The 15,865-nt window shown below is 56.5% G+C and carries 14 protein-coding genes; 13 read left to right on the forward strand and 1 reads right to left on the reverse strand.

What is annotated here, in order from left to right; all coding sequences use genetic code 11:
• The first annotated feature begins 18 nt into the window (after nt 1-18).
• The 8 genes from GKIL_RS13950 (at nt 19) to GKIL_RS13985 (ending at nt 9,710) form a co-directional block, all read left to right on the forward strand.
• Complete coding sequence (locus tag GKIL_RS13950; protein ID WP_023174315.1) at nt 19-1,590, forward strand: tetratricopeptide repeat protein; 1,572 nt, start codon at nt 19-21, stop codon at nt 1,588-1,590.
• Nucleotides 1,591-1,733: 143 nt separating this feature from the next.
• On the forward strand, nt 1,734-2,021 hold the full coding sequence (locus tag GKIL_RS13955) for an RpnC/YadD family protein (RefSeq protein WP_144080398.1): 288 nt from the start codon (nt 1,734-1,736) through the stop codon (nt 2,019-2,021).
• A 7-nt stretch (nt 2,022-2,028) separates the two neighbouring features.
• The gene (locus tag GKIL_RS13960) at nt 2,029-2,232 is read left to right on the forward strand and encodes a hypothetical protein (protein WP_023174317.1); all 204 of its coding nucleotides are present in this window, start codon (nt 2,029-2,031) and stop codon (nt 2,230-2,232) included.
• Between the two features lie 724 nt (nt 2,233-2,956).
• On the forward strand, nt 2,957-3,460 hold the full coding sequence (locus tag GKIL_RS13970) for a helix-turn-helix domain-containing protein (RefSeq protein WP_023173029.1): 504 nt from the start codon (nt 2,957-2,959) through the stop codon (nt 3,458-3,460).
• A gap of 23 nt (nt 3,461-3,483) precedes the next feature.
• Nucleotides 3,484-4,167: a transposase gene (locus tag GKIL_RS13975; protein WP_223173771.1), complete on the forward strand. Its 684-nt coding sequence runs from the start codon at nt 3,484-3,486 to the stop codon at nt 4,165-4,167.
• Nucleotides 4,168-4,230: 63 nt separating this feature from the next.
• Nucleotides 4,231-5,283, forward strand: coding sequence for a substrate-binding domain-containing protein (locus GKIL_RS13980; RefSeq protein WP_023174321.1), 1,053 nt, complete (start codon nt 4,231-4,233; stop codon nt 5,281-5,283).
• 291 nt (nt 5,284-5,574) lie between these two features.
• The gene (locus GKIL_RS23680; RefSeq protein ID WP_023174322.1) at nt 5,575-6,339 is read left to right on the forward strand and encodes a pre-peptidase C-terminal domain-containing protein; all 765 of its coding nucleotides are present in this window, start codon (nt 5,575-5,577) and stop codon (nt 6,337-6,339) included.
• A 17-nt stretch (nt 6,340-6,356) separates the two neighbouring features.
• Nucleotides 6,357-9,710: a tetratricopeptide repeat protein gene (locus GKIL_RS13985; protein ID WP_023174323.1), complete on the forward strand. Its 3,354-nt coding sequence runs from the start codon at nt 6,357-6,359 to the stop codon at nt 9,708-9,710.
• Here the strand turns inward: GKIL_RS13985 and GKIL_RS24845 are convergent.
• Nucleotides 9,682-10,002, reverse strand: coding sequence for a tetratricopeptide repeat protein (locus GKIL_RS24845; RefSeq protein WP_023174325.1), 321 nt, complete (start codon nt 10,000-10,002; stop codon nt 9,682-9,684). The genes GKIL_RS13985 and GKIL_RS24845 overlap by 29 nt on opposite strands.
• 394 nt (nt 10,003-10,396) lie before the next feature.
• Between GKIL_RS24845 and GKIL_RS13990 the strand changes: the two genes are divergently transcribed.
• The 5 genes from GKIL_RS13990 (at nt 10,397) to GKIL_RS14010 (ending at nt 15,852) form a co-directional block, all read left to right on the forward strand.
• Nucleotides 10,397-11,530: a choice-of-anchor tandem repeat GloVer-containing protein gene (locus GKIL_RS13990; protein ID WP_187293816.1), complete on the forward strand. Its 1,134-nt coding sequence runs from the start codon at nt 10,397-10,399 to the stop codon at nt 11,528-11,530.
• 325 nt (nt 11,531-11,855) lie between these two features.
• Nucleotides 11,856-14,780, forward strand: coding sequence for a TonB-dependent receptor plug domain-containing protein (locus GKIL_RS13995; RefSeq protein WP_144080399.1), 2,925 nt, complete (start codon nt 11,856-11,858; stop codon nt 14,778-14,780).
• Nucleotides 14,781-14,977: 197 nt separating this feature from the next.
• Entirely contained in the window at nt 14,978-15,286 is a 309-nt protein-coding gene (locus GKIL_RS14000; RefSeq protein ID WP_023174328.1) for a hypothetical protein, read from the forward strand.
• Nucleotides 15,287-15,526: 240 nt separating this feature from the next.
• The gene (locus tag GKIL_RS25930; RefSeq protein WP_420841404.1) at nt 15,527-15,658 is read left to right on the forward strand and encodes a DUF6888 family protein; all 132 of its coding nucleotides are present in this window, start codon (nt 15,527-15,529) and stop codon (nt 15,656-15,658) included.
• Nucleotides 15,655-15,852, forward strand: a complete 198-nt coding sequence (locus tag GKIL_RS14010) for a DUF6887 family protein (RefSeq protein WP_023174331.1) — start codon at nt 15,655-15,657, stop codon at nt 15,850-15,852. Before GKIL_RS25930 ends, GKIL_RS14010 begins: the two co-directional genes overlap by 4 nt.
• Nucleotides 15,853-15,865: the final 13 nt, after the last annotated feature.

A 15,865-nucleotide genomic window follows, 5' to 3' on the forward strand; every position in this document is an offset into this window, starting at 1 on the left:
GGCGGTGCGCTCCTGACAATGGTCTTTGCTGCACAGCCGCTCGATGTTCTGGAATTAGCGCGCCAGTATTTCCAGGCTGGAGACCTCGATAGAGCCGCCCTGCTTTTTGCGCAGGTGCTGCAGACGCATCCCGAGCAATTGGGAGCACTCAACGGACTGGGAGTGGTCGCTTTCCAGCGCCAGGAGTTTGCCACGGCAGCCGAGTGGTTTACACGAGCGTTGGCTGTCGAGCCGCACTCAGCCAAAGTGCAGACCAACCTGGGCAACGCTCTGATGGCTCTTGAGCAACTGGAAGAAGCGCTCGTCTGCTATCAGAAGGCCATTGCCCTCGATGCGGACTTTGCCCTTGCTCACTTTAATCTTGCGAATCTACTGGTAAGACAAGAGCAGTTTGCAGAGGCGATGGCAGAGTACCGGCACACAGTTGCCCTCAAGCCGGACTTTTTAGAGGCGCATCTGCGCCTGGCAGGCATCTTGCGGAATCTGGGGAAGATGGACGAGGAGGTCGCTGTCTATCGCGATGCCATCGCCCTCAATCCAGAAATGGCCGAGTTGCACAACGAGTTAGGCGACGCGCTGGAGTCACAGGGCGAGTGGGAGGCAGCAGCTTGCTGTTATCGGGAGGCCATTCGGCTGTGGCCTGACTGGGCAGAGGCCCACTGCAACTATGCCAGCCTGCTGATGCTGCGGGGCGATCTGAGAGCTGGACTGGCTGAGTCAGAGTGGCGCTGGCAAACACCGCTATTTCTCAAGAGTGAGCGCACCTTCGGCAAGCCCGCCTGGGATGGCAGCGATCTGGCGGGCAAGCGAATCCTGGTCCGCGCCGAGCAGGGCTTTGGCGACATGATTCAGTTCGTGCGCTTTGCTTCCCTTCTTAAAGCACGCGGGGCGACGGTTATCTTCGAGAGCTACGCGCCGCTGCTGTCGCTATTGTCGAGTTATTCGGGCATCGACGAGCTTGTGTTGTGCGGCGCACCACTGCCGCCCTACGACCTGCACGCGGCGATGATGAGCCTGCCGCTGTTGCTGGATGTGGGCACAACGCTTGAAACCATTCCAGCGCAAGTGCCTTACCTGTATTCTCCCGCCCGCTGCAAATTGCCTCTCGAACTGCAGGCAGCACTGAGCGCACCGGCACCTCTGAAAGTGGGCATCGTCTGGGCTCCGGCTCTGCGCTTTTCTATCGACTATCAGCGCTACTGTCCGCTTGAGCACTTCGAGTCACTTTTGAAAACGCCCGGTGTCGCCTTCTTCTCGCTCTATAAGGGCGAGCGGACGACAGAACTGGCACCTTACGGCGAGCGGATTGTCGATGTCGGTACGCACTGCACCGACTTCGCCGACACGGCCTGGGCGATTGACAGGCTGGATCTGGTGATCACGGTCGATACGGCAGCGGCGCATCTGGCCGGAGCGTTGGGCAAGCCGGTGTGGCTGTTGCTGTCCTTTGTGCCGGACTGGCGCTGGTTGTTGGAGCGCACGGACAGCCCCTGGTATCCTACAGCGTGCCTGTTTCGTCAACCGGCACCGGGAGACTGGGCGGCTGTGCTGGCAAGCGCTGCTGCCACCTTACGAATGGCCAGCAGCTAGAAACATTGCTAGAAGCGTCTTCCGGGGTGATTGAGGCGGGAGTACAATCGAGCCAGGAGCGCAACGAAGTGCTGGCTGTGACCGCTTTGCTCGCGTCGCTCAAAGACGTGAGGGTAGCGACAGCGTTTTTCAGGAGAAGGGCGATGCTGAATTTGTTGCAGGAGACACCACTGTTTCAGGAGCTGACACGGGACATCGTTGAGCAGGCGGAGCAACGCGGGGAGCAGCGTGGGGAGCAGCGTGGCCGGATTGTGGGCAGGTTGCAGCTTTTGCAGCGACTGTTTGAGCACAAGTTCGGTCCCCTGCCCGAAGAGTTGCAAGAGAGTCTGGAAGCAATTGCTGACGTGGCAGAACTGGACCGGCTGGCTCTGATCTTGATCGATGCCCCGGATGTCGAGACCTTCAAAAGCCAGGTTCAACCCATCGCGTAGCAGAGCAATGGCTATATCTCCCCCTCCTGACCGTCTGGACCGCATCGAGGCCATCATCGAGGTTCTCGCTCGTGAGACGTTGGAGAACACCCGCAGCACCGCCCGCAACGCAGAAGCTATCGCCCGCAACGCAGAAGCTATTGCTCGGCTTACAGAAGCAATCGACCAGCAGAAGCGAGCGATCGATTACCTGCTGAGCCGAGACGGCTGAATCTGCTCAAGAATGCGGGGGCGGCAACGGCGTTTTTCTTTTGTAGTGGGTATTCGAGCACAAGTTCGGTCCTTTGCCCAAAGATCTGCAGGCAATGCTGGAGGCGATTACGGATACGGAAGAGCTGAACCACTTGTACTTATGCCTGATCGACGCTGTGGATATCGAGACCCTCACAGGCCACCTCCGCTCCGATACAGCAAAGCAAAGCAATCTATGTATTGCTCCAAACATGCTGATTTCACCTGTGGCCGTTATAATTACTTGCAGTTTCCCAGAAGTGCTTTCAAACTTTCTTAATAACTGAACCATCGAGAACGTGATGGTTCGACTCTTGTTGCTTGCCGCTGAAAAATAACAGAACAGAAGCGGGTGGTTTTTTCGTGCGTTTTCGCCTCCAACTAAAGGAGTTACTTCAATGTTCATTCACTCTTCCAAGTCAAGTCTGGTATCCGGTCTGGCCCTTGCTGGTAGCCTGATGCTCATCGAAGCTGTCTCGCAGCCACTGCCTATCGCTGCTCAAACCCTCATCTACGGTAGTGGTGATAGCTTCCCTGCAGCACTTTACCGTACATGGTTTGACTGCTATGGCACACCGCTGAGCACTACCTCCAAGCCTGCTGGCTGCACTACCTCTCAGTCCTTCAAGTACTACTATGCTGCTACTAGTGCAGGTGGGCTGAGTCAGTCTGGTAGTTTGTAGGCAGGATTTCGGTAACCACTCATGCCTGGACCCAAACCACCCGCTCTGGTGCTTGCTGAAGATGTCCGCTCAGCTCTGCAGAAATTCTCAACCAAACACAGCACCCCCCAACAGCTAGCCTGGAGAGCCAAACTCATTCTTGGTTGCGCCGACGGCCTCAATAACTCCCAGGTGGCACACGCTCACGACACGGACCCCGATGCCGTGCGCTTTTGGCGCAGCCGCTGGCTGGCTGTTGCGGCCATCCCACTGCCAGATCTCAGCATTGAGGAGCGACTGGCCGATGCCCCCAGAGCAGGCAAGAAGTCTGCTATTAGCCCGGAGCAGTTTTGTCAGATTGTCGCTCTAGCGTGTGAAGCGCCAGAAAAATCAGGCCGCCCGATTACTCAGTGGTCTGGCAGCGAAATCGCCAAAGAAATCGTGGCCCGTGGCATCCTGCCTTCAATTTCGCCGCGTCATGCCTTGCGCCTACTCAAAAAGGGGATCTCCAACCCCACCGCGTCCGGGGCTGGCTCACCGCGCTAAAAGACGAGAACTTTGAACCTAAAGTGCAGCACATCTGCGCACTTTACCAACAGGCACCCGCCCTGCAAGCGGCGGGAGAAGTAGTTTTCAGCAGTGATGAAATGACCGCAGTGCAAGCACTGGAGCGTCTGCATCCAGACAAGCCAATGCGGCCAGGAGCGCCTGAGAAGCAGGAGTTTGAGTACATTCGTCACGGCACGCTGTCTCTGATTATTCATCGGGAGGTGGCCAGTGGCCAACTTGTCGCGCCGTTTGCCGCTCCCACCCGTGCAGAAGAAGACTTCGCTCTTTCTTTGGTGCTGGCGATGGGCACCCGTCCTGAGGCTGTGCGCTGGCACTTTGTGGTGGACAATCTCAACATTCATCAGTCTGAGTTGCTGGTGCGGTTAGTCGCTGCTGTGGAGGGTAGCTCTGAGAAGTTGGGGCGCAAAGGCAAAAGCGGCATCCTCAAGTCGATGGCCAGCCGACAGGCATACCTGAGCGATCCGAAGCACCGAGTTGTTTTGCACTACACACCCAAACATGCCTCCTGGCTCAATCAAGTCGAGATGTGGCTATCGATCTTGGCACGCAAAGTGCTCAGGCGTAGCTCGTTCCGCTCAGTTGAGGAGTTGCGCGAGCGGGTGTGGGCCTTTATTGAGTATTACAACCTGGAATGGGCGAAGCCGTTCAAGTGGACCCACCAGGGCAAGCCTTTACAGGTATGAACTACCAGCTCTTTTCAGCCCATCTGCACTAGTAATGGCTCTGGCCGCAACAACTTCGCCTTTTTGACCTCCACCTATGGCACACCCACGAGCCCACCACCTTTTACCGATAATCAGACGACAAGCTATCCGTATCCCTTCAATGACTTCAACTCCAGCTCTGTAGTTCTTTCCTCAACCGACAAGAGCAACTACAGTGCCAACGCTAAAAAAAAGGGAGCCGGTGATCCCATTCAGGTGCCCACAAGTGTCAGCACGATCAATCTAGCTTACAACCGAGGTCCAGCTGGACAGGCACAGTTGCCCTCGATCTTGAGCTTGTCTCGCAAGCAGTACTGCGACATCTGGGCGGGCCTCATCACCAACTGGAACCAGATCGTCAGCAACGTCAACCAGACGATCACGCTGGTGGTCCGCTCTGACACTAATGGCACGACGCAGGACTTTTTCTTCCACCTCGATACTATTTGCCCGAGTGCGGACTCCAGGCTCTCCCCTGACCTGTTCGTACCAGACATAACCAATGGTAGCGGTTCCTGGCCTATGATTCCCAACTTCGGCGGGTTTACTGCTACTGCTAGTAGCGCCAATGGCACTGCCAGCGCAATCAGTGCCATCCCCTACTCAATCGGTTACATTCCGGCCTCATTCGTCAGTCCCTATGCCGGGTCTGGCACACCCGGTCGTAACTTACCTAGCGCTAGACTGCAAAACAAGTCGGGCGGCTATGCTGTGCCGACATCCCTATATGCCTTCAACGCTGTCAAGAACTTTGTATTGACGGACATCAATGGCAATCTCGTTGTAGATGACCCAGACGACTATGGATATCTGAAGACCTATCTGGTCGATCCTTCCGGCAGCACCGCTTACCCGATCGTCTCGACGACGTTCCTGGACCTCTACTGCACAGTACCTAGAAGCGCCAGCATTGGCAACGCTATCAAGAGTTTTGTACAAACGGCACTGGCCGCCTCGACCTTCCCAACCACCCCGAGTCAGTATGAGGGTCTAGCCACTTCGCTAGGCTTTGGTCCCCTCGGTAGTAGCCTGAAGACCAGTGTGAGGAACACGGTGAATAACATTAATACCACTAGTGGTCCTTGCATTTTCTAGTACTCTAGTCTGACTAGCAGTCAGATGCTGCTTATCCGGTTGCCGCTATTTTTGAAACACTGTCAATGTGTTGTAGCGAACATAGTTGCTTCAGTTGTCCATGCTACCTTCATTCCATCTCGTCTCTAGCTTGAAACAGCCAAGGGCTGTGGCTTTCTGAGTGCCTGTCGAGTGCAAGGGGAAGTGCTGGGTGCTTCGAGAGGCACTTTCGAGCGGTGCGAGGTTCAAAGCGGTAATCCTGGTGCTCCATGAGACCTGTCCAGAAAACATCGATTGAGGAGTCTGTGTCAGATGATCAGCAAAACGACGCTTGCCGCCCTTGTCAGTGCTGGCCTACTGCTGCCGCTCCTGGGCAGTAGCGCTGGAGCTTATACCTATGTCGAGCAGGGAGGAGATGCGGGCGAGACGCCAACGACATTTCAAAATATTGCAATTGGCGCACCCGGTTTGACTGGTGGAGCAGGCAGTTTTGATATTCAAGGCAATATAAGCGAGATCGATCAGGTATCCACTGGATTTGCCGATGCGGACGTGTACGCAGTTGCTTTGACAGCAGGCCAGGCATTTACAGCAACAGTGACGGCTACGAGTACTACACAGCCTAATGGAGTTCCAACCGCCGATACTGATCTGGTTTTGCTTAACAGCCAGGGAAGCGGACTGGCTTTTAACGCCAATATATTTGTCGATCCCAACGATCCTTTCAACAACAATCTCAACTCCCAGCTGACGTTTACTCCTACTGTGTCCGGCACCTACTACTTGGGGATTTCCCTGGCTGGATACGACCCAATCAACTTTGCGTCAGGTTCAGGTGTTTTTGATCCAAGCTTAACTCCTGCTACAGGTACGTACCAGCCTCCTCAGCCAACACCCCTGTGGGACAGTTATTTTGAACTAGGAAGTATTGCCCCCGATACATTTGCATACAATATTGATTTGCAAGGGGCGACACCAACACCGGAACCGACAGTAGGCGGTGGGTTCATAGCAGTCGGTGCTCTCGGGCTTGTGGCTGGCCGCAGGCGCAAAGCCAGAGCGAAGCAGACAAGCTAGAACGCTGCCTCTTTGTCATGGTCTTCGCTGCACAGCCGCTCGATGCTCTGGAGTTAGCGCGCCAGTGCTTTCAAGCAGGAGACCTCGATAGAGCCGCCCTGCTTTTTGCACAGGTGCTACAAACGCAGCCCGAGCAGCCGGGCGCACTCAACGGACTGGGAGTGGTCGCTTTCCAGCGCCAGGAGTTTGCCACAGCAGCGGAGTGGTTTACAAGAGCACTGGCTGTCGAGCCAGCTTCAGCCAAGGTGCAGACCAATTTGGGCAATGCACTGTCGGCCCTTGAGCAACTGGAGGAAGCGCTCGTCTGCTATCAGAAGGCAATTGCCCTCGATGCGGAGTTTGTTCTTGCCCACTTCAACCTTGCGAATTTGCTGGTAAGACAAGAGCGATTTGCAGAGGCGACGGCAGAGTACCGGCGCACGATTATTCTGCAGCCGGGTTTTCTAGAGCCGCACCTGCGGCTGGCCAATGTCCTGCAAGATCTAGACAGGATACCGGAAGCTATCGCTGTCTATCGCGATGCCATCGCCCTCAACCCAGAAATGGCCGAGTTGCACAATGAGTTAGGCGACGCGCTGGAATCACAGGGCGAGTGGGAAGCGGCGGCCTCCTGCTATCGTGAGGCGCTCAGGCTGCAACCCGACTGGGCAGAAGTCCATAACAACCTGGGCAATGTACTCAAGGAGCAGCAACAACTGGCGGAGGCCACTGTCAGTTACCGCAGGGCGCTCGAGTGCAATCCGCAGTTGGTCGCGGCGCTTTACAACCTGGGGAATGTTCTACTCAATCAGCGCCAGTTCACAGAAGCAGCAGCCGTTCTGCGTCAGGCTCTTGCCCTCGATCCAAATTTGGCCGCCGCTCACGGCGATCTGGGCACGGCCCTGACAGAGTTGGGCCAGCTTGACGCTGCTCAAGAAGAGTACCAGCAGTCGCTGGTGCTCGACCCAGATTGTGCCCAGACCCACTGCAACCACGCCTGTCTGCGGATGCTCCACGGCGAGCTGCAGGCTGGACTGGCCGAGTCGGAGTGGCGCTGGCAGACGCCTTTGTTTCTTAAAAACCAGCGCGACTTTATCCAGCCTGCCTGGGATGGCACAGACCCAGTGGGCCAGCGAATTTTGATCCGCGCCGAGCAGGGCTTTGGTGACATGATTCAGTTCGTGCGCTTTGCTAGTGCCCTCAAAGCGCTCGGAGCAACAGTCATCTTCGAGGGCTACGCGCCGCTGCTGCCGCTGCTTTCTAGCTGTCCTGACATTGATGAACTTGTGCTGTTTGGTACAGCCCTGCCGCCCTACGACTTGCACGCAGCGATGATGAGCCTACCGCTTTTGCTGGGTACGACCGTCGAGACGATTCCAGCTCCGGTGCCGTACCTGCGCGCTCCCGTGCGCAGCAAGTTACCCGCTGAATTGCAGATTGCCCTTACCGGCGAGCAGCGGCTGAAAGTGGGCATCGTCTGGGCTCCAGGTCTGCGCTTCTTCCTCGATTACAAGCGCTACTGCCCCCTCGAACACTTCGCGCCGCTATTTGCTTTTGAGAACATCGCTTTTTTCTCCCTCTACAAGGGAGAACGAGCCGCAGAGCTGGCTGCTTATGGCGAGCGGATCACCGACGTTGGTTCTCATTGCACCGACTTTGCCGACACCGCCTGGGCAATCGACAAACTCGATCTGGTGATCACTGTGGACACGGCGGTCGCCCATCTAGCCGGGGCAATGGGCAAACCGGTCTGGATCTTGCTGCCCCGTGTGCCGGACTGGCGCTGGTTGCTGGAGCGCCCCGACAGCCCCTGGTATCCCACGGCTCGCCTTTTTCGTCAGCCCACACCGGAAGAATGGACGGCAGTGCTGGAAAATGTTGCCGCCGCCTTGCAGGAGCGGGCCAGCCAGTCCAGCCAGCTCGCTCTGCTGGATCGACAGGTGCAGGCCATGCTCGAAGAAGTTGCCGGGCACCTGGAGGCAGGGCGGCCCGAGCAGGCTGCCGCCCTCTGTCAGCGCGCCCTCGCCCTGCAACCTCAAAGAGCAGAAATTCATAACGACCTGGGCATCGCCTTGATGGACCAGGGAAAATACCAGCAAGCGGAGGCCGCCTGCAGGCGGGCGATTGCCCTGCAACCGAATTTTGCCCCAGCCCACAGCAATCTCAGCCAGGTGCTCAAAGAACTGGGCAGGCTCAACGAGGCAGTAGCCAGTTGCCGCCAGGCCGTCGCTCTCCAGCCCGGCTGGCCCGAGTTGCACTTTAACCTCGGTGAACTGCTCGAATGTCAGGCCAACTTCGAGGCGGCAGAAGCGAGCTACCGGGAGGGCGTTCGGCTTGCCCCCAATCTGGCAGATGGTTACACCAGCCTTGGCTTTGCGCTGCAGGAACAGGGCAAATTTGGCGAGGCGCTGGATTGTTATGCCCAGGCGCTCCAACTGGACCCCGAGGCCGCCCAGGCCCACTTCAACCGGGCGACGGTTCTGCTTTTGCTCGCAGAGTTCAAAGAAGGCTGGGCAGAGTTCGAGTGGCGGCGAGAATTGCCGCTCTACAGCGCCTTTGCTCGACACTTCAGCCAGCCGCGCTGGGACGGAGACTACCAGGCATTAAAAGGCAAGACGCTTTTTATCCAGGCAGAAGGGGGCTTTGGCGACGCGATTCAGTTCGTGCGCTACGCGGCGCAGTTGCAGGCGGCGGGGGCGCGGGTGATCGTCGAGTGCCTGCCTGCCCTCCAGCCGCTTCTTGCTACCTGTGCCGGTATCGACCAGCTCGCCACGCCCGGCGAAGCGCTGCCGCCCTTTGACGCCCACGCCCTGCTGCTCAGTCTGCCGGGAATCACTGAGGCGCGGATAGAGACGATCCCTCGCGATGTTCCTTACCTGCGGGCTCCCGAAACCTGCCGATTGCCTGAGCATCTACAGCAATCGCTGAACGGGAGCAAGTCGGCTCCACGGGTGGGCATCGTCTGGTCCGCCAAGCAGTTGTTCTACAGCGATCACAAGCGCTACTGCCCCCTCGAACACTTCGCGCCGCTAGTCGCTTTTGAGAACATCGCTTTTTTCTCCCTCTACAAGGGAGAACGAGCCGCAGAGCTGGCTGCTTACGGCGAGCGGATCACCGACGTTGGTTCTCATTGCGCCGACTTTGCCGACACCGCCTGGGCGATTGACAAACTCGATCTGGTGATCACAGTCGATACGGCAGTCGCCCATCTGGCCGGGGCAATGGGCAAACCGGTCTGGATCTTGCTGCCCCATGTGCCGGACTGGCGCTGGTTGCTGGAGCGCCCCGACAGCCCCTGGTATCCCACGGCCCGCCTGTTTCGTCAGCCCGCCCCCGGCGATTGGACTTCAGTACTGGCTCAAGTCAGCGGAGATTTGCAAGTGCATTTTTGAGCATTCGATGAGAAACCCGTACCCGGCTGAAGGGGTGCCTGGGGGGAACCTGTGCCTCCTCGGTCTGCAGGAGCGGCTGCAATAGCTCAAGCGCCCTGGCAAAATCGACCTTCGCCGCCGCCCTTTGCCTGGCTGCAAGATAGAAAAATCCTCGCGAACCATACAAAAACGGATCGTCCGGTTCGCGCTCGATCGCTCTGTTGTATTCATCGAGGGCACCGGGTATGTCTCCCAGGTGGTGTTTTCTTGCCGCTGTTTCGATGAGCAGTTGCAAATTGTCCTTTGTTTCCATCAAGAAGCTGTCCGGACAAACGACTGGTTAGGGAGCTGGTCTGGCTTTCTGTCACTCAAAATCCGCGTTTCTACACTCCTGCTGCGCACCGAACCGCAAGCAAGATTCGTCCTGAATGACATCAACAGCGGACGATCAGCGATATTCAATTTTTGCACACATTTCCTGTATTCTATAACACCTATATTTGGTTCAGCAGTGGAATGTACCAACCTTAAAACTCTTATTTCACAGGCGTTTGAGGCTTGTTAGCAGCGTAGCAGATGCACAATCTATGTTGCCCTCCGTACATGCCCCTATGGGCTTCTGCCCTTACAATGCTCTCGTTCCACTACTCGGTAGAGAAGCAACTATGATCACTCCCCCGGTCCTCCGAGCGACTCGGACACTGTGTTTGTCCCTCCTTCTGGCACCAGCTCTCGGTCTGACGGCACTTTCCAGCCGCGCTGAGGCAGGTACTTTTACTTCCCTTTATTCGTTCTGCGCCGATCTCACCATCTGCGTCGATGGGTCGTTCCCCAACGACCTGCTGCAGGGCAGCGACGGCAACTTCTACGGCACGACAGCGGGAGGCGGTAATTTTTCCGCCGGTACCGTCTTCAAAGTAACGCCGGACGGCAGCCTGAGCACCCTCTATACCTTCACCGGCGACATCGACGGTTCTACGCCCAACGCCCTTGCGAAGGGCAAGGGCAGCAAGTTCTTCTACGGCACCACCCAGGTTGGCGGCAACCCGGATGCCTCCAGCGGCACCGTCTTTAAGATCGATACCGCTGGCAATCTGAGTACTCTTTACACCTTCACAGGCGCTAGCGATGGCGGCAACCCCCTCGCTGCACCGACCCTCGGCAGCGGCTACGCTCTGTACGGCACGACCTCAGCTGGAGGCCAGTTCGGAGCCGGTACGATCTACAAGTTCCTGCCGAACAGCAGCGTGAGCGCTCTGGGCTCGTTTAACTTCAACAACGGCAGTGGTTCATCTGCCGAATTGCTCAGCACCGGGAAGAACAACTTTGTTGGCACCTCCACGATCGGTGGACAATTTGGCCTCGGCAATATCTACCAGGTCAATGCCAAGGGCAAAGTCACGAGCCTCTACTCGTTTACCGGTGGCAGCGACGGTGAGTTGCCCAACGCCGGTCTCATCCTCGGCGCTGACGGCAACTACTACGGCACCACCGAAGAGGGCGGGGATCTGGGCCTCGGCACGATCTTCCAGGTATCGCCGATCGGCACCCTGACGACGCTCTACACCTTCAGCGGCCCCGACGGAGCGAGCCCTACCAGCGCTCTGGTGCTGGGGAGTGACGGCAACTTCTATGGCACCACCAGCAGCGGCGGTGACTTTGGCTTCGGCACGATCTTCCAGCTCACGCCCGATGGCACCTTCACTGTCCTCTATTCATTCAACAGCACCGACGGTGCCGCGCCCAACACGCTGCTGCTGGCGAGCGACGGTGCCTTCTACAGCACGACGACGAGCGGTGGCCTCTACGGCCAGGGCACGATCTTCAAGTTCCAGCCTTGATCCACGTCGAACCTGACACCGAAATGGGGAGAGCTGGGTCTTTCCCCATTTTTTCTATCTTTAACGGCTCGACAACCTTCTATTAACCTTGCCGGTGCATTCTTACAGTACGGTGCATCCACACTGCCCTGTTCAAATCTTCACCCGTTCACCACGACCGGCTCCACCCAAAAATATTTCCCACGAAAGCTCACAAGATAACCAACCCTTAACCAACTCCTGGTACAGTACTTCACGAACGCTCGATTTAGCCATGACAATTAGGTAGCTCAGCCTGCTCGTCAGCAAACAAAGGACAGAGCTGACTTTTAGTTATGACTATGTTTTGCGTTCATTATCTGTTGGGGAGTGCGTGAAAGTCATGTATCAGTTGAGCCAAAAAAATAGTGCTGTTGATTTGAGAAAGCTCCGGCGCTACACGCCGCTGGTCTGCCTGGCGTGGCTGACCAGTTTGGCAGCACTGCCGGTCCAGGCCGAACAGCCGCCTGTCGTCGCTCGCGCCACTGTTAACGATACGACCGTCAGCAAAGTCAAAGACCTCGCCCACACCGCTTCTGTCAATGCCAAAGACCTTGTGCAGCAGCAGGAAGAGCAGGCGCTGTTCGCCCTTGCTCCTGAGCCTGTGCAGGCCCAACTGCTCGACCCGGCTTCGACTCCCTTAGAGCTTGCCCAACAGGCAAAGCCGTCCCAGGCTCCTGCCGCCGGCAGCACCGATGGAACGGATGAGACGGATCTGCTCGAAGATGTGACGGTGACCGGCACCCGCACCCGCAGGCCGGAGTTGGAGACGCCTACTACGGTTTACACGGTCGATAGAAAGGACATTGAGGCGACCGGGGCTTCGACCGTAAACGATGTGCTCAAGCTCATTCCCAACGTCACCGCCCTCGACTCACTCGGCGGTGTCAACTCCGAGACGAGCACCTATATCCGTGGCCTGGACACGCGCCGCATCCTGTTTTTGATCGACGGCGCGCCGATTATTCGTGCCGCCGACAACCGTGCGGCTGACATCGGTAGAACACCGGTGGTCAATGTCGAGCGCATCGAAGTCATCACCGGTGGTGCGACGCTCAAGTACAGCTCCGATGCAATTGCCGGGGTGATCAACGTGATCACTCAGGTACCGAGTGGGCCGCCCAAAGTCAGGGTGAACACCACCAACGGCAGCTTTGGTTACAGTCAGTACCGCATCGATCTTTCAGGCAGCAACGGCATTGGCAAAGATCAGGAAGGCTTCTTCGGCTACAACCTCGGTTACGAGCGTCGCAGTGCCCTTAACAACTTCAGTGGCAACTATTATCAGGATCCTGTCGGTGCAGGCATACAGGTAGCTAATTCTATTTCTTTCTTAGATCCTGATGGCTTCGCTAAAATATTTCCTGAATTCGACCCGAAGAAGGGTGCTCAAATTGGTAGTCTTCAGCTCTTTCAGAACCCTGTAAAAATTCCGAGTGTCACTTCAGGAGCCTATACCTTCAACGACTTTTACTACAGCAAGTTTGTCTACAAGCCTGCGGTAGATCACACGATCACCTTCAACTTTACTCAGCTAAATTCTCACCTGGGCGATCAGTTTGCTCTGCCCAATGCTGCCAATAAGTGCTACATTGTTCCGCCACCTCAAGTATTGGGCGGCAATCTCTACCGGATCCTTCCAATCGCTACCAATCCCTTCAGAAATCTCGTTCAAAAATTGAACGATTCTGGAAGCGGAGATCAAGCTCTGTATAATCTTCAGCAGCTGGCAGCTCAGGGTGACCAAAACGCACAGCAGATAGTCAAAGGTTATGCGCTATGCACCTACTTGCCTCAGTATACAGCTCCTGTATACAATGCTTCTTTTGGTGGTTTTGTCACTCCCGCCTCACAGTACTCAACTTTCGGTGGCCTCGGTGATCAGCGGGAAGATGACACGAGTGCCCGCTTTGCTTGGGACTGGAAGATCAACAAGACCGACACTCTCAGCGCTCAATTCTCTTACTATGGCTCGTTCTTCGACTATCCCTCGGCTCTGGGTACGCAGTTTGTCTCCAGTCGCTCAATGGATGGGCAGTTGCGCTACACAGCCCAACCCCTCGACGACTTCTCTTTGAATATGGGTGCAGAGTTTACGACTTTGCGCTACAACGCGGTACCCGAGCTTGGCGCAGGTCCTGATGGAGTTCCACGGAACGTGCCTGGGAACTCAGTTGGTTTCATTCTTTACTTTCCCTACGACCGTGAAATCAACCGCTGGTCTGTCTTTTTTACAGGTGAGCTAAAGAGCCCCGATAAAGCTTTCACCCTCGATTTCGGTGCCCGCATGACCAACGACAACTACTTCGGCACCTACACCACGCCCGGCGTTGCCATGCGGTACAACTTTAGCGGTTCTTCCGAGCCGGAGCCCGTGTCTTTGCGCGCCAATTGGACAGCGAGCGTCAAAACTCCCGGTCTGGCTCAACTATTTGGCTATGGAGCTTCCAATACCTCACTTCCCCAAGACTACTACGCTCCCAATCCATATCTTAAGCCAGAACTTGGGACAGTGTACGACATTGGCCTGGATATTAAACTCAGCCCTACTTCCTTGTTGCGTGCAACTTACTACCGGGTAGATATCAAGAACTATCTGCTCGACAACGTGTTTGTCAACCTCGACAATATTCCTGGCGCTCCTAATGATGTTGTAGCCCCCTTTATCACTATCAACACCCAGGCGTACCGCAGCTCGGGCTGGGAGTTTGCCTTCGATTGGCAGATCATTCCTGAACTCGGTTTCAAACTCGCCAGCGCGATCACCGACGCGCAACCGGTGGGCGACCAGCTCAGCGATACCTACACCGACCCGACCACTGGCAAGGTAAGACCGGTGCCGGATGCCGGAGTTCAAAGCGGCTACTACTACGGCTACAACGCCCTGGACGTGCCCTTCAACAGCACTACCGTCAGCCTGCGCTACGGCACACCCAGCGGCTTTAACGTTGCCCTCACCGGTCAGTTGATTGGCAGACGACCCCGCCTCTATGGCAACAACTACTATCCGGACTACGCCAAGTGGGATCTCACTTTCAAGGCTCCGATCAGCCGCAATGTCGCCCTCACTGGCGGTGTGTTCAACATCTTCAACGACCAGAGTCCGCTTGCTGATTCTTCCTTCAAACTGGGCACGCTGCTCTCGCCGCCGACGAGCTTTCGCATCGGCGTAGAGGCGACGTTTGATGTTGCCAGCAGCTTCGGAAAAGAAGGTAGCAGCGAGGGCAAATAAAAGCGCAGGGCAAGGAAGCTGCGGTGAACCACTTTTGGTTTACTTCTGGAGTAGACTGTCAGTAGACTACGATGTTGCGCTTCCAGACTCTGCACTCCAGCTGTGAGCGCGAGGGGGTTTACTCGCCACTTCCAGCCCCTGTAGGTAGCCTGGAAACAGAGAAAGTAGCAAACAAAAGCCCGCCAGGAGAAAGCCCAGTGGAAGAACGGATGGATCGCGCCGAGCAACGCCTCGATCAGCACGGCGAGTTGCTAGCCGAGTTGAGAGCTTCCCAGTTGGCGACCAATCAGAACGTGGACCGCCTGACGAGTATCAGCGAGAGGTTCATTGGCGTGACCGCTGATGCCCTTGTCCGGCTAGAGCAAGCCGTCGAGGAGTCGCGGGCCTCAAACCTCCGGCTCGATCAGGTCGTTGAGGAGTTACGGGCCTCAAATCGTCGCCAGGAAGTAATCAACGATTATTTGATCCGGCGCGATCAAGAGCGCAGCAATGGCAGTCAGGGCTAAAGCTCTTGTATCCTGGTTCCAGAAAATCTTCACAAAGCTGAGCTGGACCCGGAAAACTGGACAGCCCGCTAAGTTCTGTGCCTGCTCCGCTACGCTAATGGCAGATGGACTGCAACAGCCTTCGACACCTTGGCAAGGGTGGGATCCTCGAACAGCCACCTCCCTGCCGCTGATGGAGCGAGAATGGAAGGCCCCCGGCCCACACTGGATCAGTACCGAGTCTGTTATCACCTCTGCCGGATGATTACCGGCTACTATCAGCCCATCGTTCTAGTCTCTTATGACCAGCGCATCGACCGGCTTTACATCCTTGCGGGCCAAGATCTGCAAGTACTTATCTATCCCAATGGCGATTGGAGGATAATCCGATGAACCGACGTACCTTTCAGCAGATGGACGACAGTGAATTGCGCGCCTATGTGCTGGCTCATCGTTCGGACGAGCAAGCCCTGCACGCCCTTATCCAGCGCCTAGATGCCCGGCCCGGTGAGGTCTATCCCGCTGATGACTTTTCGGCTTTGGAGAAAATACTCAAGGACGAGCAGCCAGGTTCCGAAAAGAAGTAGGCTCTGGCCAAAA

It is taken from the genome of Gloeobacter kilaueensis JS1, from assembly GCF_000484535.1.
GTDB lineage: Bacteria > Cyanobacteriota > Cyanobacteriia > Gloeobacterales > Gloeobacteraceae > Gloeobacter > Gloeobacter kilaueensis.